This is a genomic window from Streptomyces sp. NPDC053750 (assembly GCF_044544295.1).
In the GTDB taxonomy this organism is placed as follows: Bacteria; Actinomycetota; Actinomycetes; order Streptomycetales; family Streptomycetaceae; genus Streptomyces.
Genome location: NZ_JBITXB010000008.1, coordinates 106,057 through 126,155 on the forward strand (window position 1 = coordinate 106,057; position 20,099 = coordinate 126,155).

Sequence of the window (20,099 nt, forward strand, 5' to 3'; positions counted from 1 at the left end):
CATGACCCCAGTGAGCGACCCGCACCCGCCCCGCCTGCAGCGCCCGCCCGCAGAAGTGCGCCACGCCGACGAACTCGCAGAGCTGCGTGCGGGGGACACCGACCCGCGGCCGCCCGGCTGGCGGCTCAGCCTCCGTGCCGCCCTCCGCTTCGTGGTCGGAGACCCCGACGCCGGCATCAGCCGCAAGTTCGTCGGCAGTCCTTCGCTCGTCGAGCGGGCCCTGGTGACCCTGGCCACCAACCGGGGTCTGATGCTCGTCGGCGAACCCGGCACCGCCAAGTCGCTGCTCTCCGAGCTCATCGCGGCAGCCGTCAGCGGCACCTCCACGCTCACCGTGCAGGGCGGCGCGGCCACCACCGAGGACCAGATCAAGTACTCCTGGAACTATGCCCTGCTGGTCTCCGAAGGCCCCTCCCGCCGGTCCCTGGTGCCCGCCCCCATGCTCCGCGGCATGGCCGAGGGACGCATCGTCCGCTTCGAGGAAATCACCCGCTGCCCCCTCGAGGTCCAGGACTGCCTGCTCTCCCTGCTCTCCGAACGCGTCGTCGCCGTCCCCGAACTCGACGGCGACGACGGCATGGTCTTCGCCCGCCAGGGCTTCAACGTCATCGCCACCGCCAACACCCGCGACCGCGGCGTCAATGAGATGAGCGCCGCGCTCAAACGCCGTTTCAACTTCGAGACCGTCTTCCCGATACCCGACCTCGACACCGAACTCGCCCTCGTCGAAGCCGAGTCCACCGCCCTGCTCCGCGAGTCCGGAGTCGAGCGGGCACCCGACCCGGACGTCCTCGAGGTGCTGGTCGGCACCTTCCGCGAACTGCGCGGCGCACCCGGCCAGGGCGACCGGCCCTCCGCGGTGATGAGCACCGCCGAAGCCGTCTCCACGGCCCACGCCGTCGGCCTGCGCGGCTGGTTCCTGCGCGGCGAGGCCGGCAACGCCGCCGACATCGTCTCCTGTCTCGCCGGCACCGCCGCCAAGGACAGCCCCGAGGACCTCGCCCGCCTGCGCCGCTTCCTCGAACAGCAGGCCCGCCTGCGCCGAGGCCCCCAGTGGCAGGCCCTCCACGAGGCCCGGCACCTGCTGGACCAACGGTGAGCGATGCCCGCGTCACCTTCCTGGGGGTGCGCCACCACTCACCGGCCTGCGCCGGCCTTGTCCGCCGCACGATCCGCGAACTGCGCCCGGCATACGTCCTGGTCGAGGGCCCCGCCGACATGAACGACCGGATCGGCGAACTGCTCCTCGGACACGAACTGCCCATCGCCGTCTTCAGCCACTACCGCGACACCGAACGGGTCGCCACCTCCTGGGCCCCGCTGTGCGCGTACTCCCCGGAATGGGTGGCACTCACCGAGGGCCGTACCGCGGGCGCCGAGGTCCGGTTCATCGACCTGCCCGCCTGGCACCGCGCCTTCACCGACCGCCCCGACGGCGCGGCCAACCGCTACGCCGACGCCGAGGCCCGCTACAGCCGCGCCACCGAACGGCTCCGCGCCCGCTACCGGGTCGACACCGTGGACGCCCTGTGGGACCGCGTCTTCGAGATCGCCGATCCGGACGGCCTGCAGGACCGCCTGGACGCCTACTTCGCCCTGGTGCGCGGCGACACCGAGGCCGACGACGGGGACCGCGCCCGCGAGCAGTACATGGCCTCCTGGGTCCGTGCCGCAGTGGCGCACGCCGGCAGCCGGCCGGTCCTGGTGGTGACCGGCGGCTTCCACCAGCCCGCCCTGCGCGCCCTCACCGCCGCCCCCGGCACGTCTCCGGGCGCGGAACCCGCCGCCTGGCCCCCGGTGCCCGTCCCGCCCGACGGGGCTGCGGGCGGCAGCTTCCTGGTGCCCTACTCCTTCCGCCAGATGGACGCCTTCGCCGGCTACCAGTCCGGCATGCCGTCCCCCGGCTACTACCAGCACCTGTGGGACGAAGGCCCCGACGCGGCCGCGAAAACCCTCCACCGCACCGTCGTGGAACGGCTCCGCGCCCGCCGCCTCCCCGCCTCCACCGCCGCCCTGATCTCCGCCCACACCCTCACCGAAGGCCTCGCCGCCCTCCGCGGACACCCCCGCCCCGCGCGCGTCGACGTCCTGGACGGCCTCGCCGCCGCACTGATCACCGACGACCTCGACCAGCCGCTGCCCTGGAACACCGACGGCCCCCTGAGGCCCGGCGCCCACCCCGCCGTCGTCGAAACGGTCGTCGCCTGCACCGGCGACCGCACCGGCCGCCTCCACCCCGACACCCCGCTGCCACCCCTGGTCCACCACGTGACTGCCGAGGAGATCCGCCTCGGCCTCGACGGCGACCGCACCCTCGACCTCGACCTCACCCACCCCCGAGGGCTCGAACGCAGCCGCTTCCTCCACCAGTTGCGCATCCTCGGCATCCCCGGCCACACCCGCCTCACCGGCCCCGACCACGGAGCCGACCCCCGCGACCGCGAAACCTGGGAACCCCGCCCCCGCACCGGCCGCGACGCCGCACTGACCGAGGCCGGCGCCTACGGAGCCCGCCCCGACGAGGCCGCCACAGCCCTGCTCGCCCACCGCGTCCGCGACACGGGTACGGCCGCCGACGCCGGGACCACCGCCGCCCTCCTCTTCGACTCCGTCCTCTGCGGAGCCGGAACCCTCTCCCGCGACCTCCTGGACGGCCTCGCCCACCGGATCCGTACCACCGCCGACCCCGGCCCCCTCGGGCGGGCCCTCGCCGTGGTCCTGGGGCTCTGGCGCCACGACCGGGTCTTCGGTACCGCCCGTGACCCGCTGCTCGGCACCGTCCTCGACCACGCCGTCGACCGGCTCTTCCACCTCGTGGAGGGCCTCCACGGCGGCCCGCCCGGCGTCGACGTCCCCCGCCTGCGCGCCCTGACCGCCGCCCGCGACGCCCTCCTCCACGCCGCGCCCGCCCTGACTCTCACCCCGGAAACCGCCGCCGCGACCGCCGCCCGCATCGCCCGCGACCGGCACGCCCCCGCCGACCTGCGCGGCGCCGCCCTCGGCCTGCGCCGCGCCCTCGGAGCCCCGGCCGAACCCGCCGCCGAGGCCGAAGCGTTCGCCGCCGCGGCCGACCCCGCCGTCCTCGGCGACTGGCTGGCCGGCCTGCTCGCCCTCGCCCGCGAAGAAATCCTGCGGCCCGCCCCGAAGGGCGAACGGTCCCTGCTCGACACCCTGGACGGCGTCGTCACCACCATGACCGACGACGTATTCCTCCAGGCCCTGCCCGCCCTGCGTCAGGCCTTCGCCTTCTTCCCGCCCCGTGAACGCGAACGCGTCGCACAACTCCTCCTCGACCGCCGGAACCTGCACGGCTCCGCCCGCACCCTGCTGCGCACCACCGCCGACCCGCTGCTCCTCGCCCGTGCCGCGGCCCTCGAGGAACACACCGACCTCCTGCTCGACCGGCACGCCCTCGGAGCACCCCGATGACCCCCGACGACCCACGCGCAGGACTGGAACGCTGGCGGCTGATCCTCGGCGCCCCCGCCGAACGCCGCACCGGCGGCCTCGACGGCCCGGACGCCGCCCGCGACACCGCCCTCCAGTGGCTCTACGGCCGCGGCGACGACCTCGCCCGCCGTGGTGAACGCCGCGGCACCGCCGACGGCCGGGAGGGCGGCGACGGCCCCTCCACGCTCGCCGTCGTCGACTGGCTCGACGACATCCACCGTCTCTTCCCCCGGGAGACGGTCGAACGCCTCGAACGCGATGCCGTGGAGACCTACGGCATCGAAGAGATCGTCACCGATCCCGACGTCCTCCTCCGCGTGGAGCCCAGCACCAGCCTGCTGCGGGCCGTACTGCGCACCAAACACCTGATGGACCCGCAGATTCTGGCAGCCGCCCGGCGGATCGTCGAAGCCGTCGTGCGCGACCTGACCGAGCGGCTGAGGCCGGAGATCCGGCGCGCCCTCACCGGAGCCCGCTCCCGCCGCCCCAGCCGAAGCCCCCGCGCCCGGGACTTCGACTTCAGGGCCACGATCCGCGCCAACCTCGCCCACTACCGGCCCGAGGACCGCCGCATCCTCATCGAGCAGCCGCGCTTCCACTCCCGCACCCGCCGCCACATCGAGCAGTGGCAGCTGATCCTCCTCGTCGACCAGTCCGGCTCCATGGCCGGATCCGTGATCCACTCCGCCGTCACCGCTGCCTGCCTGTGGGGCCTGCCCGGACTGCGCACCCACTTGGTCGCTTTCGACACGCAGGTCGTCGACCTCACCTCCGACGTCACCGACCCCGTCGAACTCCTGATGAAGGTCCAGCTCGGCGGTGGCACCGACATCGCCCGCGCCGTCGACTACTCCGCGGGCCTCGTCGACAACCCGCGCCGCACGATCGTCGCCCTGATCACCGACTTCTACGAGGGCGGCGACGCCCACCGCCTGACCCGCACCGTCCGCGACCTGACCGGACAGGGCGTCACCGTCCTCGGCCTCGCCGCCCTCGACGAGGAGGCCGTCCCCTCCTACGACCGCGACCTGGCCGGCCGCCTCGCCGAGGCCGGCGCACACATCGGCGCCATGACCCCCGGCCACCTCGCCGAATTCGTCGCCGAGAGAATGGCCAACGGAGGACGAACGGTATGACCCGCACCGACCTGCTCGCCCTCACCCCCGACACCCTCGCCGCTCTCGCCAACCGCGGCCTGGTCAAACGCGCCGCCAAGGACCTCGACGCCGGAGCAGGCCCCGACCTGCACGTCACCGGCGACCACACCGTGCACGGCTGCTTTCCCGACGGCACCGAGACCCGACTGCCGCCCGGCGCCACCCTGCAGGACGCCCGCTGCAGCTGCGAGGCCCAGGGAGTCTGCCGTCACCGCATCGGCCTCGTCCTCGCCTACCAGCGCACCGCGACCGCATCGGACACCCCGCCGCCTTTCACCGACTGGTCGCCCGGAAGCATCGACGACACCGCCCTCGCCGAGGCCTTCGGCCGTCCCGCCCTCACCGCGGCCCGTCGCACCCGCGACCGCGGCTACCGGGCCGTCCTCCACCGCCCCACTCCCGCCGACCCGGTCCCCGCCGTCGAACTCCCCGCCTGCACCGTCCGCTTCCCCGTGCCCCACCGCCCCGGCTTCGCCGTCACCGACGCCGCCGAGCCGGTGCGCGGCGCGACGGTCGTACTCGCCGTCTGGGCCTTCCGAGCCGCCGACACCGAGGGCAGCGACCGAGTCACCGTCGGAGGCAAGGAAACAACTCCGGACAACGGCGACAGCGCCCACCACGCAGCCATGGACCTGGTCGACGAACTCCTCGTCGAAGGCGTCCCCCAGGCCGGCCCTGTCCTGGACGGAACCCTCCGCCGTGCCGGCGCCGCCCTCACGGCCGCAGGCCGCCACTGGCCCGCCGCGGCCCTCGAGGGGATACGCCACCAGCTCGCCGAGCACGCCGTCCGCGGCGCCCGCCACGACCGCGAGACCCACGCCCTGCTCCTCGCCGAACTCCACGCCCGCCACCGCGCCGCCCCCACCGACCCCGCAGCCGTCCTCGGCACTGCCGAGACGGCCCGCACAGCCCTGCGCCGAGTCCGCCTCGTCGCCCTCGGCTGCCACGTGGACGGCTCCGCCCGCGACCGCACCGCCGACGTCTTCTTCGCCCACCCCGATGCCGGTGTCGTCCTCGTTCTGCACAAACGCTGGGAGCTGCCCGACGGTGAGGCGCCCACCGGTCACGACCTCGGCTCCCGTAGGATCCTCGGTACGAACCTGCGCACCCTTGCCGCCGCCAACGTGGTCAGCGAGGCCACCTCCCGCACAGCCGGCCGCGCCGTGGAGATCTCCCGCGGACGGATCGCCACCACGTCCGTCACCCCCGTCGGCACCGCCTGGGACGACCTGCCGCCCGGGCTGCTGGTCACCGACCTCGCCGCACAGTTCCCCGCCCCAGGTACCCTCCCTCCCCGCCTCGTGCGCCCTCGGGTGGAGGCCGAGTCCATGCGCGTCCTCGCCGTCGCGGAGGCCGGACCCGTGCGGTACGACCCGGCCGCACAGCGCCTCGAAGCCGTCCTTCACGACCCGGCCGGCAACGAGGCCCTGCTGAGCACCGCGCACAACCCCCACTGCCCCGGCACCCTGGACACCCTGGCCGACGCCCTCGCCTCCGGCACCGCCGACCGGATCAGCGGTTCCCTCCGCCATGACCGGGGCAGGGTCCTCCTCGCCCCTCTCGCCGTCCGCACCTCCCGCGGCGTCCTTGTCCCCGACCTCGCTCCCGGCGACGGCGACACCGCCCTCCCCGTCGCCCCGCACCCCCCGGACGACTCCTTCACCACCGCCCTGGAACAGGCCCTCGCAGCACTCGCCGAGGCCGCCCACCACGGCCTGAAGAACCTGACTGCCACCGACCACGACACCCTCGAATCAGCAGCCGCCCTCCTGCACCGAACCGGCTTCCACACCACCGCGGACAAGGTCTACGCTGTGACAACCACCCTCCGCACCCACGGCCCGGCCCCCGCCACTTCCCACTGGCACACCGCCGTCATCCGCCTCGCCACAACCCTGGAACTCCACCGGACCGGCCCGTATACAAGGTCCTGACAAAGGGTGTGCGAGTGCTCAAGAGCGGCGGGCCCCGGGAGGACCAAGGATCGCGACCAGCCTCCCTTCCGGGAGGCCAGCTGTCCTCGGGGTTGTCTTGACGGCGGTTGGCGGACACCAACAAGGACAACCCCCACCGCCAGGTCCGGCTGAGCCTCCTGGGCTGAGCCCGGGCGGGCCGCGGATCAGGCCCCGGCCCGGGTCCGTCCCCGTCGCACCAGGCGCGCCAGCAGCGGCCACGCCAGCAGCAGCACGATCACCGCGTACACCGTGACCGCGAACGGAGTGTTGACCAGGCCCGTCACGCTGCCGTCGCTGATCTGCAGGGCCCGGCGCAGTTGCTGCTCGGCGTTCGGGCCGAGGATCACGCCGATCACGGCGGGCAGGATCGGCAGGCCGTAGCGCCGCATGCCGAAGCCGACCAGGCCGATGACCAGCAGGATCACCAGGTCGACCACCTCACCGCCGACCGCGTAGGCGCCGACCGCCGCGAAGAACATGATCCCCGCGTAGAGGTACGGCCGCGGGATGCGCAGCAGCTTGGCCCACACCGGCGCCAGCGGCAGGTTGAGCGCGAGCAGCAGCACCATGCCGACGAAGAGGGACGCGATCAGGCCCCACACCAGCTCGGGTTCGCGTTCGAAGAGCAGCGGGCCCGGCTGGATGCCGTACTGCTGGAAGGCGGCCAGCATGACCGCCGCGACCGCCGTCGTCGGCAGGCCCAGGGTCAGCATGGACACCAGCGTGCCCGCCGCCGAGGCCGACGCCGCCGACTCCGGGCCGGCCACGCCCTCGATGGCACCCTTGCCCCACTCGTCCTTGTGCTTGGACAGGCGCTTCTCCGTGACATACGACAGGAAGGTGGGGATCTCCGCGCCGCCCGCCGGGATGGCACCGAACGGGAAACCGATGAACGGGCCGCGCAGCCAGGACTTCCAGGTCCGCCGCACATCTCCGCGACCGAGCCAGGGACGGCCCACCGGGATCGGCTCGGCCGCCCCGCGCCGCAGGTGGGCCGCCACCCACAGCGCCTCGCCGATCGCGAACAGACCGACCGCGACGATCACCACGTCGACACCGTCGGCGAGTTGGAGCGAGCCGAAGGTCAGCCGCTGCTGGCCCGTCATCTGGTCCAGGCCCACCAGGCCGATCGTCAGACCGATCAACAGGGAGGCCAGGCCTCTGATCCGCGACGAACCCAGCACCGACGTCACGGCGATGAACGCCAGCACCATGATGGCGAAGTAGTCCGGCGCGCCGATGTCCACCGCCAGGTCGGCGACCACCGGTGCCAGCGCCACCAGCAGGATCGTGCCGATCATGCCGCCCGCGAAGTGACCGATGGCGGCGGCCGCCAGCGCCTGCGCGCCGCGCCCCGCCTTGGCCATGGGGTTGCCCTCCATGGCCGCGACCACGGCGGCGCTCTCGCCGGGGGTGTTGAGCAGGATCGAGGTCGTCGAACCGCCGAACATCGCGCCGTAGTAGATGCCCGCGAACATGATGAACGCGGCGACCGGGTCCAGCCCGTACGTCACCGGCAGCAGCAGCGCCACCGCCATCGCCGGGCCGATGCCGGGCAGCACGCCGATGGCCGTGCCGAGCAGCACACCCAGGGCGGCCCAGAGCAGGTTGAGCGGGGTGAGGGCCGTACCGAAGCCGTCCATGAGGGAGTTCAAGGCGTTCATGTCAGAGCACTCCCATCAGCGGACCGCCGGGCAGCGGCACTCCGAGAAGCTTGTCGAAGACGACGTAGGTGATCAGGGACAGCACCGCCGCGATCAGCGGATCACGGTCGACGCGGCGGCTGCCGAGGGCGAAGGCGGCACCCCAGAACAACAGCGCGCCCGCGACCGGGAAGCCGGCCGGCTCGATCAGCGCGGCCGCGCCCAGGAAGATCCCGGCGAGCAGTAGCACCGTGCGCCAGTCGGCCGGTTCGGACAGGTCGATGTCCTCACCGCCCTCGGCCTCGCCCCGGTTGCCGCGCAGGACGTCCACGGCGAGCAGGGCGGCGATCACCAGCAGGCCGATACCGACGACCATCGGTACGGTCCTGGGGCCGACCGGCCCGCGCTGGGTGATGTCGACGTCCATGGTGAGCGCATCGGTGAGGACGAGCACACCGAGTGCCAGCAGCAGGACGCACACGCCCAGTTCGGAGTGGTCCCGCAGCCACGCGCGCCGCTCGGACACCGGAGTCGGGGTCGGGGCCGGGTCCGGCGCCGGGGAAGAGTCGGTCCGCGTCGTCACAGCCCCAGCTCCTTCAGTACCGACACCACGCGCTTGTCCTGGGCGTCCAGGAACGCGCCGAACTTCTCACCGGTCAGGAACGCGTCGTCCCAGCCGTTCTTGTCCATCGACGCCTGCCACTCGGGGGAGTCGTGCAACTCCTCGACCAGGCGGACCAGCTTGTTCCGCTCCGCCTCCGACAGGCCGGGCGGGGCGACGATGCCGCGCCAGTTGGTGAAGTCCACGTCGTAGCCGGACTCCAGAAGCGTCGGCGCGTCCTTCAGGTCGTCGACCCGCTCGGGACCGGTCACCGCGAGCACCCTCAGCTCGCCCGCCTTGATCTGGTCCAGGTACTCGCCGACGCCGGAGACCCCGAAGCCGACCTTGTTGCCGAGGATCGAGGCGAGCAGCTCGCCGCCTCCGTCGAAGGGGATGTAGTTGACCGACTTGGGGGAGATCCCGGCGGCCTGCGCCATCAGCATCGGCGCGAGATGGTCGGGCCCGCCGGGTGACGAACCACCGCCCACGGGGATCTTGCCCGGGTCCTTCTTCCAGGCGGTGATCAGCTCGTCGATCGTCTTGTACGGCGAGTCCTTGGCGACCACCACGACGTCCTGCTCCTCGGTGAGCCGCGCGATGGGCGTGGTGTCGGCGAGGGTCTTGGGCGCGTGGTTGGAGCGGACGGCGCCCACGACGCCGAGGCCCATGGACATGGCGAGCTTGCCGTTGCCGTGCTCGCTCACCAGCCGGCTCAGCCCCACGGTGCCGCCCGCGCCGGGCAGGTTGAACACCTCGATGTTGTGCGTGAGCCCGGCGTCCTCGGCGTTCTTCGCGGCCGTGCGGGCGGTGATGTCGTAGCCGCCGCCGGGCGTGTTGGGGACCATGAAACGCAGTCCGGGGATCTGTGTGCCGGTCTCGGCGTCGCTGCCCGTGGAGAGCAACGGCGGTCCCGCGAGCACGAGCACGGCGGCCCCGAGCAGGGCAAGGGGGGTGCGCAGGCGCACGTATGACACCACCTGTCGGTTGGGTAGAGCGGTTGGGGAAAGCCCTGTGGGGGAGGGTGACGTGGGCCACATGGTGCCCGCGCTCCTGTCTCCTGTCTTCCTTGCGGAACCAAGGGAGGTTGTGTTCATTGCGGTCGCCGGTTCATTGCGAAGACGGCACATCTCTTTCCTTCGCCGCAGGTGGGCGCCATGATGGCGGCCCGGCACACCCACCGGTCCACCCCGTCCCCCGCCCCTGCCCCCGTCAGCCGAGATCGAGTCCGCCGTGGCCCCCACCTTCCGCCGTCAGACCCTCGCGGGCGAGATGCTGGTCCTCCAGCTCGCCATCGTCGTGGTGGTGCTGCTCGCGGTCGCCGCCGTCTCGCTCGCCCAGTCCAGGGCCACCTTCAACCGCGTCGAGAGCCGCCGGGTCACCGCCCTGGCCGAACAGCTGGCCGCCACGCCCCTGGTCCGCAGCCAGCTCCTGCGCCCCGTGCCGCAGGAGGCCCTCGCCCCGCTGGTGAACTCCACGCAGACCCAGTCCGGGGTCACCTCGGTCACGGTGGCCGACGCCGACGGCCGCGTCGTCAGCTCCACCGACCCCACGCTGATCGGCGGCCGGCTGCCGCGCGGCGAGGGCGGCGTCCTGGGGCGCGGCTGGGCGGGTCCGCTGACGGTGCAGGGCAGCCGCGAGCTCGTCGCCCAGGTCCCGGTGCTGGGGGCCACCCGGGACACCCTCGGCCGGCACCTCGGCACGGTGATGGTCGGCGAGGCCGACCCCACGGTGTGGCAGCGCCTCAGCGGTGCCTCCTCCTACCTGCTCGCCTACCTCGGCATCGCCAGCGGCCTCGGCGTGGCCGGCTCCTGGCTGCTCGCCCGGCGCGTCAAACGCCAGACCCTCGGCCTGGAGCCGCGCGAGATCGCCGGGCTCGCCGAGCACCGGGAGGCGATGCTCTACGGGATCGCCGAGGGCGTCGTCGCCCTCGACCCGCAGCACCGGCTCACCCTGGTCAACGAGATGGGCCGACGCCTGCTGGACCTGCCCGCGGACTGCGTGGGCCAGAGCCTGGACGGGCTCGGCATCGACGGCCGGCTGCGCGACGTCCTGGCCGGCGCCACCCCGGACACGGCCGAGCCGCGCGACGAGGTCGTCGTCCGCCACGGCCGGGTCCTGGTGATGAACCGCATGACCGTCGTCAAGGACGGACGCCCGCTCGGGTCGGTCACCACCCTGCGCGACCGCACCGAACTGGCCCGCCTGGAACGGGAGATCGGCTCCTTCCGCAGCACCTCCGAGCTGCTGCGCGCCCAGGCCCACGAGTTCGCCAACCAACTGCACACCATCTCCGGGCTCATCCAGATCGGCGAGCAGGAGGAGGTGGTGCGCTACATCCGCGCACTCAACCAGCGCCGCCAGTCCCTGGACGTCACCCTCAGCCGCCGGGTCCGCGACACCGCCGTCGCCGCGCTGCTCACCGCGAAGTCCTCGCTCGCCGCCGAGCGGAAGGTCGCCCTGCGCATCTCCGACCGCACCGCCCTGGACCGGCTCGCGCCCCAGGACGCCGCCGACGTGGCGACCGTGGTCGGCAACCTCGTCGACAACGCCGTGGACGCCGCCGCGGCGCACGGCGACGGCAGCCACCAGGCCTGGGTCGAGGTCGAGCTCGGGCAGGACGCCGCCGGCGTGGAGATCGTGGTCCGCGACTCCGGGCCCGGCGTGGCGCCCGAGCTGGCCCGCGAGGTCTTCTCCCACGGCTTCACCACCAAGGCCGCCCGGCAGGGCGAGCGCGGCATCGGTCTGGCGCTGACCCGGCTGGTCTGCGAACGTCACGGCGGTGAGATCTCGGTGACCAACACCCCCGAGGGGGCCGTGTTCACCGCCCGCATGACCGTCAGCCACCTCACCGACGCGGTGGCGGAAGGAGCAGCACCATGACGACGGGTACGAGCGGCACGACCGACGCGCCCCGTGCCGGTGACACGATCGGCGTCCTCGTGGTCGACGACGACTTCATGGTGGCCAGGGTCCACCGGGCCTTCGTCGAACGCGTCGAGCCGTTCCGGGTCCTGGGGGTCGCGGGTACCGGGGAGCAGGCACTCACCGCCGTCGTTGAACTGCGCCCCGACCTCGTCCTCCTCGACCTGTACCTGCCGGACGTCTTCGGCCTGGACGTCATTCCCCGGCTGCGCGCCGCGGGGCACGACTGCGACGTCATGGTCATCAGCGCGGCCCGGGAGGCGGACGCGGTGCGCGGCGCGGTCCGGCACGGCGTCGTCGACTACCTGCTCAAACCCTTCGAGTTCGAGGATCTGCGGGTGCGGCTGGAGCGCTACGCCGCCCAGCGGGGACGGCTGCTGGGCACGGTGGTGCGCAGCCAGGCCGACGTCGACCGCGTCCTGGCCAAGACGGCGGCGCCGGCCGCTGTGGCCCCGGCGCTGCCCAAGGGCATGAGCGTGGAGACCGCCGACCTCGTCGCCCGCACCCTCCGCGACGCGGACGGCACCCTGTCCGCCAGCGAGTGCGCGGCGCTGACCGGAGTGTCCCGGGTCAGCGCCCGCCGCTACCTGGAGTACTTCCACACCGTCGGCAGCGCGGAGGTCTCCCTGCGCTACGGAGTGGCGGGCCGCCCCGAACGCCGTTACCGCTTCCGCGGACCGCACCCGGAGCCCGGCCCGGCCGGCGGCGAAGACCGCGTCGACCGTGCCCGCACGGCGGACGGGCTGCTCACCACGCCTGTCGCAGCCGTGCGGCGGGCACCGGCGCCGAGGACGCGCTGACGGCAGCGGACGCGCGGTCGCGCTCGACCGGGAACCGCGCCTCTCCGGTGGCCACGTCCGTTCCGGTCACCGGCCGGGCGCTCCCGCGCGCAGTCCGTCCATGACGAGGTCCAGCAGCCGGGTGACCCTCGGCTGCCAGTCGTCGTGGGGGTCGACCTGCCAGAGACCGCCGATGGCGAGGAAGAAGTCGTCCGGGGACACCCCGGGGCGGATGGTGCCCGCCTCCTCGTTGGCACGCAGCAGGAGCCCGGCCGCGTCCAGCACCGGGGTGGGCCCCGGTTTCTCCGGCCCTCCGGGAGCGCTGGTGACCAGCCGGATCGCGTCCGCCAGACCGACCTTGGTCAGGGCGAACCGGGCCAGGCGGTCCATCCACTCGCGCAGGGCCTGCTCCGGCTCCCGGGTGGCCAGCAGCCGGCTCGCGGCGTCGGCCACCTGCTGCATCTCGTAGCGGTACACCTCCAGGACCAGTGCCTCGCGGTGCGGGAAGTTGCGGTAGAACGTGGCCTGCCCGACGCCGGCCTTCCTGGCGATCGCGCTCAGCGGCGCGTCCGCGCAACGGGTCAGCTCCTCCGTGGCCACCCTCAGGATGCGCTCGCGGTTGCGCTGCGCGTCCGCGCGCAGGGGGGTGTCCTTCTTCGGCTGCGGCACTCGTCCTCCTACGGGTTCGTGGCCGAATCCCGTCCTTGCTAACCGGACAGCTGTCCGTTACGTTTCCCTTGGAACGGACAGTTGTCCGGTTGCTCACCACCATAGCGGCACCAGACACAGAAGAAGGCTGAACATGGCCCCAGCGCCCTCGTCGACGTCCAGCGCCATCGTCCTGAACATCAACGGCGAGAAGCACCAGCTGACCGTCGACCACCGCACCACCCTGCTCGACGCCCTGCGCGAGCGTCTCGATCTCACCGGCACCAAGAAGGGCTGCGACCAGGGACAGTGCGGCGCCTGCACCGTCCTGGTCGACGGGCGCCGCGCCGTCTCCTGCCTCAACCTCGCCGTCGCGGCCGAGGGGCGCGAGATCACCACCATCGAGGGCATGGCCGACGGCGACCGGCTGCACCCGGTGCAGCAGGCCTTCCTCGACCTCGACGGCTACCAGTGCGGCTACTGCACTCCGGGCCAGATCTGCTCCGCCGTCGCCGTCATCGAGGAGCACGCGGCCGGCTGGCCGAGCGCCGTCACCGACGACGTACGGCCCGAGGCCGGGCCGCCACCCCTGACGCCGGACGAGATCCGTGAACGGATGAGCGGAAACCTGTGCCGCTGCGGCGCCTACGTCTCCATCGTCCAGGCGGTCGCCCGCGCGGCCGAGGCCCACGAGGAAACCCGGGACGAGAACCCGGCGGAGCCCGCGAAGGAGACGGTGGCATGAGGGAGTTCGGCTACCAGCGCGCCGACGACGTCTCCGGCGCGGTGGCACTGCTCGCCGCCGACCCTGACGCCCGCTTCCTCGGCGGCGGCACCAACCTCGTCGACCTGATGAAGACCGGCGTCGAACGCCCCTCCCGGCTCGTCAACGTCCGTGAACTGCCCCTGGACGGCATCGAACCGACCGCCGACGGCGGCCTGCGCATCGGCGCCACCGTCACCAACAGCGACCTCGCCGCCCACCCCGAAGTCCGCCGCCGCTACCCGGCGTTGACCCAGGCGGTCCTGGCCGGCGCCTCCGGACAGCTGCGCAACATGGCCACCGTCGGCGGCAACCTGCTCCAGCGCACCCGCTGCGGCTACTTCACCGACGTGAGCCGGCCGTGCAACAAGCGCGTCCCCGGCAGCGGTTGCCCCGCCGTCACCGGCGAGCACCACAATCACGCCGTCCTGGGCGCCTCCGACCACTGCGTGGCCGTGCACCCCTCGGACATGGGGGTCGCCCTCACCGCATTCGACGCCCTCGTCACCTACGAAACCGTCGACGGACCGGGCGAGTTGCCGCTCACCGACCTCTACCTCCCCGTCGGCGACACCCCGCACCGGGAGACCGCCCTGCCGCCCGGCGCGCTGATCACCGGCGTCACCCTGCCGCCCGCCCCGGTCGCCGCCCGCTCCCGCTACCGCAAGGTGCGCGAACGCGCCTCGTACGCCTTCGCGATCGGCTCGGTCGCCGCCGCGCTCGACGTCGAGGACGGCGTCGTACGCGACGCGCGCCTGGCCCTCGGAGCGGTGGCCTCCCGCCCGTGGCGGGCCCGTGCGGCCGAGGCCGTGCTGAGCGGTGCCCCGGCCGACGGCCGGACCTTCGCCGCCGCCGCGGACGCCGAACTCGCCGCCGCGAGGCCGCTGCCCGACAACGGATACAAGGTGACCCTGATGCGCAACCTCGTGGTGGCCGTCCTGACCGAACTCGCCGAGGAGGCCGCCCGATGACCACCGCCACCACGGGCCCCACGACGGCGAAGGGCGCCGTCGGCACCGCGCACCCCCGCGTGGAGGGCCGCGACAAGGTCACCGGAGCGGCCCGTTACGCCGGCGAGATCCCCTTCGCCGACCTCGCGCACGGCTGGCTGGTGCTGTCCACGGTCGCCCGCGGCCGCATCCGCTCGATCGACACCGACCCGGTCCTCGGCATGCCGGGCGTGCTCACCGTCCTGCACCACGGCAACGCCCCACGCGTCGACATCGACTACGTCGGCATGCTGGGCATCCCGCCGGACCCGACCGCAGCCGTCTTCCAGCACGACCGGGTGGCGCACGTGGGCTGGCCGGTCGCCCTCGTCGTCGCCGAGACGCCCGAGCAGGCCCGGGAGGCCGCCGAGGCCCTCGTCGTCGCGTACGACGTGGAACCCCACGACACCGCGTTCGGTGCCGACCACCCGGGCGCCCACCCGGCCGACGGACACATGCCCGCCGAGACCGAGAAGGGCGACCTGGCGGCGGGGCTCGCCGCGTCCGCCGCCGTCGTGGACGCGGAGTACACCACCCCCGAAGAGCACCACAGCATGATGGAGCCGCACGCCGCCACGGCCCTGTGGGACGGCGGCCGGCTGGAGGTGGTCGACTCCAACCAGGGCACCACCTGGATCCAGAACGAGCTCGCGGCGATGTTCTCCCTCGACGAGTCCTCGGTGCGGGTGCGCTCCGAACACGTCGGCGGCGGCTTCGGCAGCAAGGGCCTGCGCGCCCACCAGGTGTCCGCCGTGATGGCCGCGACCGCCCTGCAACGCCCGGTACGGGTGGTGATGACCAGGCGCCAGATGTTCTCGCTGGCCGGTTACCGCAGCCCCACCACCCAGCGGGTCAGGCTCGGTGCCGACGCCGACGGACGGCTGCGCGCCCTGGAGCACCGCTCGCTGAGCCGGACGTCGAGGGTGTACGAGTTCGTCGAGCCCGCCGCCGGTGTCGCCAGGGTGATGTACGACGCCGACGCCCACCGCACCGGCAACCACGTCGTACCGCTGGACGTGCCGACCCCGACCTTCATGCGCGCGCCGGGCGAGGCGCCGGGGTCCTTCGCGATCGAGTCCGCGCTCGACGAACTCGCCGAGCGCTGCGGCGTCGACCCGGTCGAGCTGCGCCTGCGCAACGAGCCGGAGGTGGGCCCGGTCTCCGGGCAGCCGTTCAGCACCCGCAACCTGGCCGACTGCTTCCGTGAGGGCGCCCGCCGGTTCGGCTGGGCGGACCGCGACCCGCGACCCGGGCTGCGCCGCGAGGGGCGCTGGCTGCTGGGCACCGGTACGGCCGCGGCCTCCTTCCCGGCCGGCGCCGGTCCCTCCACGGCCCTGGTGACGGCCGAGGCCGACGGCACCTTCACGGTGCGGATCGCCGCCGCCGACATCGGCACCGGCGCCCGTACCGCGCTCACCCTGGTGGCCGCCGACGCGCTGGACGTCACGCCCGAGCAGGTCCGGGTCCGGATCGGGGACAGCGACTTCGGACCGGCGATGATCGCGGGAGGCTCGATGGGCACCCGCTCCTGGGCGTGGGCGATCACCGAGGCGGCCCGCGAACTGCGGGAACGGCTCGCCCTGGGCACGAGCATCCCGCCGGAGGGCATCACCGTACGCTCCGACACCACCGCGGCCCTCGGCGCGCTAGCGCAGAAGGAAAGGCACTCCTTCGGGGCGCAGTTCGCCGAGGTCGCCGTGGACACCCTCACCGGCGAGGTGCGGGTGCGCCGCATGCTCGGCATCTTCGCGGCGGGCCGGATCGTCAATCCGCTCACCGCCCGCAACCAGCTCGTCGGCGGCATGGTCTGGGGCATCTCCATGGCCCTGCACGAGGAGGCGGTCCGGGACCGGGCGAGCGGCGGCCTCTACGGTCCCGACCTCGCCGGCTACCACGTGGCCACGCACGCCGACGTCCCGGACGTCGAGGCGGACTGGGTGGACGACCCCGACCCGGACGACCCCGTCGGCATCAAGGGCGTCGGCGAGATCGGCATCGTGGGCGCCGCGGCCGCCGTCGCCAACGCCGTCTGGCACGCGACCGGCGTACGCCACCGGAACCTGCCGATCCGTCCCGACCGCGTGCTGTCGGCGGCGGTGCCCACCGTCGGGGGCGGCACGGATGCTTGACATCGCCGACGAGCTGAACCGCTGGCTCGCCGAGGGCCGGGAGTTCGCCGTCGCCACCGTCGTCTCCGTCGGCGGCAGCGCACCGCGCGGGCCCGGCGCCGCCCTCGCCGTCGACAGCGGGGGCACGGTGATCGGCTCCGTCTCCGGCGGATGCGTGGAGGGCGCGGTGTACGAGCTGTGCACCGCGGCCCTCCGGGACGGCGAGACGGTGCGCGAACGGTTCGGCTACAGCGACGCGGACGCCTTCGCGGTGGGGCTCACCTGCGGCGGGGTCATCGACGTGCTGGTCACGCCGGTCGGCGCGGACTCCGTGTCCCGGGAAGTGTTCCGGGCGGCGCTGTCGACCGCCGCCCGGGGTGGGACCGCGGCCCTCGCCCGGGTGGTCCGGGGCCCGTCCGGGCTCCTGGGCCGGGCCCTGCTCGTCCACCCCGACGGCTCGCACGAGGGCGGCCTCGGCGGCCACCCGGACCTGGACCGCACGGCGGTGGCCGAGGCCGGAGCCCTGCTGGACGCCGGCCGCACCGGCACGGTGGGGCTCTCGGAGGACGGGTCCCACTGCCCCGGCGGGATCACGCTGCTCGTCGAGTCCAGCGTGCCGCCGCCCCGCATGATCGTCTTCGGTGCGGTCGACTTCGCGGCGGCGCTGGTGCGGGCCGGCAAGTTCCTCGGCCACCACGTGACCGTGTGCGACGCCCGGCCCGTCTTCGCCACACCGGCCCGCTTCCCCGAGGCGGACGAGGTGGTCGTCGACTGGCCGCACCGCTATCTGCGGAGCACGCCGACCGACGAACGCACGGTGCTGTGCGTCCTCACGCACGACGTCAGGTTCGACGTGCCGCTGCTGACGGAGGCCCTGCGGATGCCGGTCGCCTTCGTCGGGGCGATGGGCTCGCGCCGCACGCACGAGGACCGCAACCGGCGGCTGCGCGAGGCGGGCCTGGGCGACCGCGAGCTGTCCCGGCTGCGCTCGCCGATCGGCCTGGACCTCGGCGCGCGCACCCCCGAGGAGACCGCGCTGTCCATCGCGGCGGAGATCATCGCCACCCGCCGCGGCGGAACGGGCGCCCCCCTGACGGGCGGCACGACCCCGATCCACCGAGCCCTGTCCGACACAGCCGCCTGAGCTGCGGGCAGTCGTGCCGCTGGGACGGCACGGGTGGGCGCAGCGGCGCGGCACCCCGCCGGCGCCGGGCAGCGCGACCCACCCGGCGGTGCCCGGGCAGGACGGCACCCCACGGGACCGGCCGGGCGGGTCAGGGCAGCGCCGACTCACCCGCCAGCCGTACCGCGCACTCCAGCAGCATCGCGTGCACGAACGCCTGCGGCAGGTTGCCCCGCAGCTGACGCCGGCGCACGTCGTACTCCTCGGCGAACAGCCCGGGAGGCCCGCACGCGGCCCGGGTGCGCTCGAACCAGCGGAACGCGCCGACCTCGTCGCCGAGCCGGTGGGTGGCGAGAGCCATCATGAAGCCGCACAGCAGAAACGCCCCCTCGGCGTCACCGAGCGGCACCCCGGGATGCTCGAAGCGGAACAGATGGCCGTCCTCGGCCAGCCGGGACTCGACGTACGCGCGGGTGGCGGCGCCGTCGCCGTCCCCGAACACGCAGTCACGGGCCATCGGCACCAGCAGCGCGGCCTCGGGCCCCTCGTCGTCGTCGGCCCGCCGCCACCGGCCGTCGGGGGCCAGGCACCGGCGTCTGGTCTCCCGCAGCACGGCGTCGGCGAGTGCGTCGCAGCGCCGCCCCTCCCTCCCGGGCAGCACCGCCGCCATCCGCCGCAGACCGCACACCACGCTCAGCCGGGAGTGGGTCCACCACCGTTCCTCCAGCTCCCACAACCCGGCGTCCGGCTTGAGCCACTGCCGCTCCACGACGTCCACGGCGACGGCGGCGGCCCGCCGCGCGTCCTCGGTCAGCAGGTCGTGCACGGCCGCCGCGGCGAAGAGCTGCAGCGCCTCGCCGAAGGTGTCCAGCTGGAACTGGGCGCCCGCGTCGTTGCCGATGTGGTCGGTGCCGCCGGGATAGCCCGGTAGCCGCAGGGAGCGCTCCCCGCCGACCGGCTGCCCGTCGACGGTGTAGGCGGGGCGGACCTTGTCGCCGTCCTCGAGGATGCGCTCGGCGACGAAGCGCACGGCGTCGTCGACCAGCGGGTGGGGGCCGTGCGCGGCGACCGCGAGACCGGCGTAGCACTGGTCGCGCAGCCACGCGTACCGGTAGTCGTAGTTGCGCCCGCCGCCCGCCCGCTCCGGCAGGGACGTGGTGGCGGCGACCATGCCGCCGGAGACGCTGGTCAGCCCGCGCAGCACGGCGTACGCGTGCCGGGCATCGCGCGGCGCGGCCAGCCGTGAGCAGTCCGGGACGGCCCGCCGCCACTCCCGTTCCGTGTCCCGCCACAGCGCGTCCGCGTCGAGCGGCGCGGACTCCTGCCCCGCGGCCAGCTCCAGCACCAGGTCGTGCGTCTCGCCCTCGCGCAGCCGGAACGTGCCGCGCAGCCCGGCACTCTCCCGCCACACCGCCTCCGGTGCCCCGGCGAGCCGCATCCGCAGCCCCCGGGCCCCGGCGGTCCACACACCGTCTTCCCGCCGCGCCCCGCGCATCCGGCCCTCCCCGAAGCCGGGCCGTGGGTCCAGGTCCAGGCACAGCCGCGCCTCGCCCCGCTGCACGCGCATCCGGCGCAGCAGCACGAGCCGGTCCGTGCGGGCCGGCAGGGCCAGGGCCTCACGGCACTCGATCACGGACTCGGAGGTCACCCACCGGCTCACCCGGATCAGCGTGCCCTCCTCGTAGGAACCTCCCCAGACGTGCCAGGGGTCCGCCGGTTCCACCGTGAAGTGCCCGGCGCCGCCGATGAGCGCGGAGAACACCGCGTCGTCGTGCCAGCGCGGGGCGCACAGCCACACGATCCGGCCCCGGGGATCCAGGACCGCCCCCCGCTCGCCGTCGGCGAGTTCGGCGTACTCGCGCAGCGCCCAGGGCGGGCAGAACGGATCCGGCGCGGCCGTGCGCTGATCGTCGCTGTCCCTCATGACGCTACGGCTTTCCCTGCGCCGGTCACCGAAACGG

15 protein-coding genes are annotated in these 20,099 nt (G+C 73.9%); 10 read left to right on the plus strand and 5 right to left on the minus strand.

Annotated features, from left to right (window positions below; translation table 11 throughout):
• Window position 1: 1 nt before the first annotated feature.
• From ACIGO6_RS23385 to ACIGO6_RS23400, 4 genes are read left to right on the plus strand one after another with little or no spacing between them, the layout of a single operon-like run.
• Window positions 2-1,099: an AAA family ATPase gene (locus ACIGO6_RS23385; RefSeq protein ID WP_399879108.1), complete on the plus strand. Its 1,098-nt coding sequence runs from the start codon at window positions 2-4 to the stop codon at window positions 1,097-1,099.
• On the plus strand, window positions 1,096-3,429 hold the full coding sequence (locus tag ACIGO6_RS23390; protein ID WP_399879110.1) for a DUF5682 family protein: 2,334 nt from the start codon (window positions 1,096-1,098) through the stop codon (window positions 3,427-3,429). Before ACIGO6_RS23385 ends, ACIGO6_RS23390 begins: the two co-directional genes overlap by 4 nt.
• The gene (locus ACIGO6_RS23395; protein WP_399879112.1) at window positions 3,426-4,586 is read left to right on the plus strand and encodes a VWA domain-containing protein; all 1,161 of its coding nucleotides are present in this window, start codon (window positions 3,426-3,428) and stop codon (window positions 4,584-4,586) included. Before ACIGO6_RS23390 ends, ACIGO6_RS23395 begins: the two co-directional genes overlap by 4 nt.
• A complete protein-coding gene (locus tag ACIGO6_RS23400) occupies window positions 4,583-6,541 on the plus strand; it encodes a hypothetical protein (RefSeq protein ID WP_399879114.1) in 1,959 nt (652 codons plus the stop codon). Before ACIGO6_RS23395 ends, ACIGO6_RS23400 begins: the two co-directional genes overlap by 4 nt.
• A gap of 185 nt (window positions 6,542-6,726) precedes the next feature.
• Here ACIGO6_RS23400 and ACIGO6_RS23405 read toward each other — a convergent pair whose 3' ends face one another.
• The 3 genes from ACIGO6_RS23405 to ACIGO6_RS23415 are packed head-to-tail and all read right to left on the minus strand — an operon-like array spanning window position 6,727 to window position 9,771.
• Window positions 6,727-8,226: a tripartite tricarboxylate transporter permease gene (locus ACIGO6_RS23405; RefSeq protein ID WP_399879116.1), complete on the minus strand. Its 1,500-nt coding sequence runs from the start codon at window positions 8,224-8,226 to the stop codon at window positions 6,727-6,729.
• Between the two features lies 1 nt (window position 8,227).
• Window positions 8,228-8,788 carry a tripartite tricarboxylate transporter TctB family protein gene (locus tag ACIGO6_RS23410; RefSeq protein ID WP_399879117.1) on the minus strand — a complete coding sequence of 187 codons (561 nt, stop codon included), beginning with the start codon at window positions 8,786-8,788 and terminating at the stop codon, window positions 8,228-8,230.
• On the minus strand, window positions 8,785-9,771 hold the full coding sequence (locus ACIGO6_RS23415) for a Bug family tripartite tricarboxylate transporter substrate binding protein (protein WP_399879119.1): 987 nt from the start codon (window positions 9,769-9,771) through the stop codon (window positions 8,785-8,787). Before ACIGO6_RS23415 ends, ACIGO6_RS23410 begins: the two co-directional genes overlap by 4 nt.
• Window positions 9,772-10,036: 265 nt before the next feature.
• On the opposite strand from ACIGO6_RS23415, the gene ACIGO6_RS23420 reads away from it, so the two are divergent.
• Both ACIGO6_RS23420 and ACIGO6_RS23425 read left to right on the plus strand, forming a co-directional pair.
• A complete protein-coding gene (locus ACIGO6_RS23420) occupies window positions 10,037-11,686 on the plus strand; it encodes an ATP-binding protein (RefSeq protein WP_399879120.1) in 1,650 nt (549 codons plus the stop codon).
• On the plus strand, window positions 11,683-12,528 hold the full coding sequence (locus ACIGO6_RS23425; RefSeq protein WP_399879122.1) for a response regulator: 846 nt from the start codon (window positions 11,683-11,685) through the stop codon (window positions 12,526-12,528). The genes ACIGO6_RS23420 and ACIGO6_RS23425 overlap by 4 nt, the downstream gene beginning before the upstream one ends.
• Before the next feature lie 66 nt (window positions 12,529-12,594).
• Here ACIGO6_RS23425 and ACIGO6_RS23430 read toward each other — a convergent pair whose 3' ends face one another.
• Window positions 12,595-13,176: a TetR/AcrR family transcriptional regulator gene (locus ACIGO6_RS23430; RefSeq protein ID WP_399879123.1), complete on the minus strand. Its 582-nt coding sequence runs from the start codon at window positions 13,174-13,176 to the stop codon at window positions 12,595-12,597.
• Between the two features lie 133 nt (window positions 13,177-13,309).
• Here ACIGO6_RS23430 and ACIGO6_RS23435 point away from each other — a divergent pair, with 133 nt between their 5' ends.
• The 4 genes from ACIGO6_RS23435 to ACIGO6_RS23450 are packed head-to-tail and all read left to right on the plus strand — an operon-like array spanning window position 13,310 to window position 18,159.
• Window positions 13,310-13,900: a (2Fe-2S)-binding protein gene (locus tag ACIGO6_RS23435; RefSeq protein ID WP_399879125.1), complete on the plus strand. Its 591-nt coding sequence runs from the start codon at window positions 13,310-13,312 to the stop codon at window positions 13,898-13,900.
• Complete coding sequence (locus ACIGO6_RS23440) at window positions 13,897-14,889, plus strand: FAD binding domain-containing protein (protein WP_399879126.1); 993 nt, start codon at window positions 13,897-13,899, stop codon at window positions 14,887-14,889. The genes ACIGO6_RS23435 and ACIGO6_RS23440 overlap by 4 nt, the downstream gene beginning before the upstream one ends.
• Complete coding sequence (locus ACIGO6_RS23445; RefSeq protein WP_399879128.1) at window positions 14,886-17,036, plus strand: xanthine dehydrogenase family protein molybdopterin-binding subunit; 2,151 nt, start codon at window positions 14,886-14,888, stop codon at window positions 17,034-17,036. The genes ACIGO6_RS23440 and ACIGO6_RS23445 overlap by 4 nt, the downstream gene beginning before the upstream one ends.
• Window positions 17,029-18,159 (plus strand): XdhC family protein, encoded by a 1,131-nt coding sequence (locus ACIGO6_RS23450; protein ID WP_399879129.1) that lies wholly within the window; start codon window positions 17,029-17,031, stop codon window positions 18,157-18,159. Before ACIGO6_RS23445 ends, ACIGO6_RS23450 begins: the two co-directional genes overlap by 8 nt.
• Window positions 18,160-18,289: 130 nt before the next feature.
• Here the strand turns inward: ACIGO6_RS23450 and ACIGO6_RS23455 are convergent, their stop codons facing one another.
• Window positions 18,290-20,062, minus strand: coding sequence for a glycoside hydrolase family 15 protein (locus ACIGO6_RS23455; protein ID WP_399879130.1), 1,773 nt, complete (start codon window positions 20,060-20,062; stop codon window positions 18,290-18,292).
• Window positions 20,063-20,099: the final 37 nt, after the last annotated feature.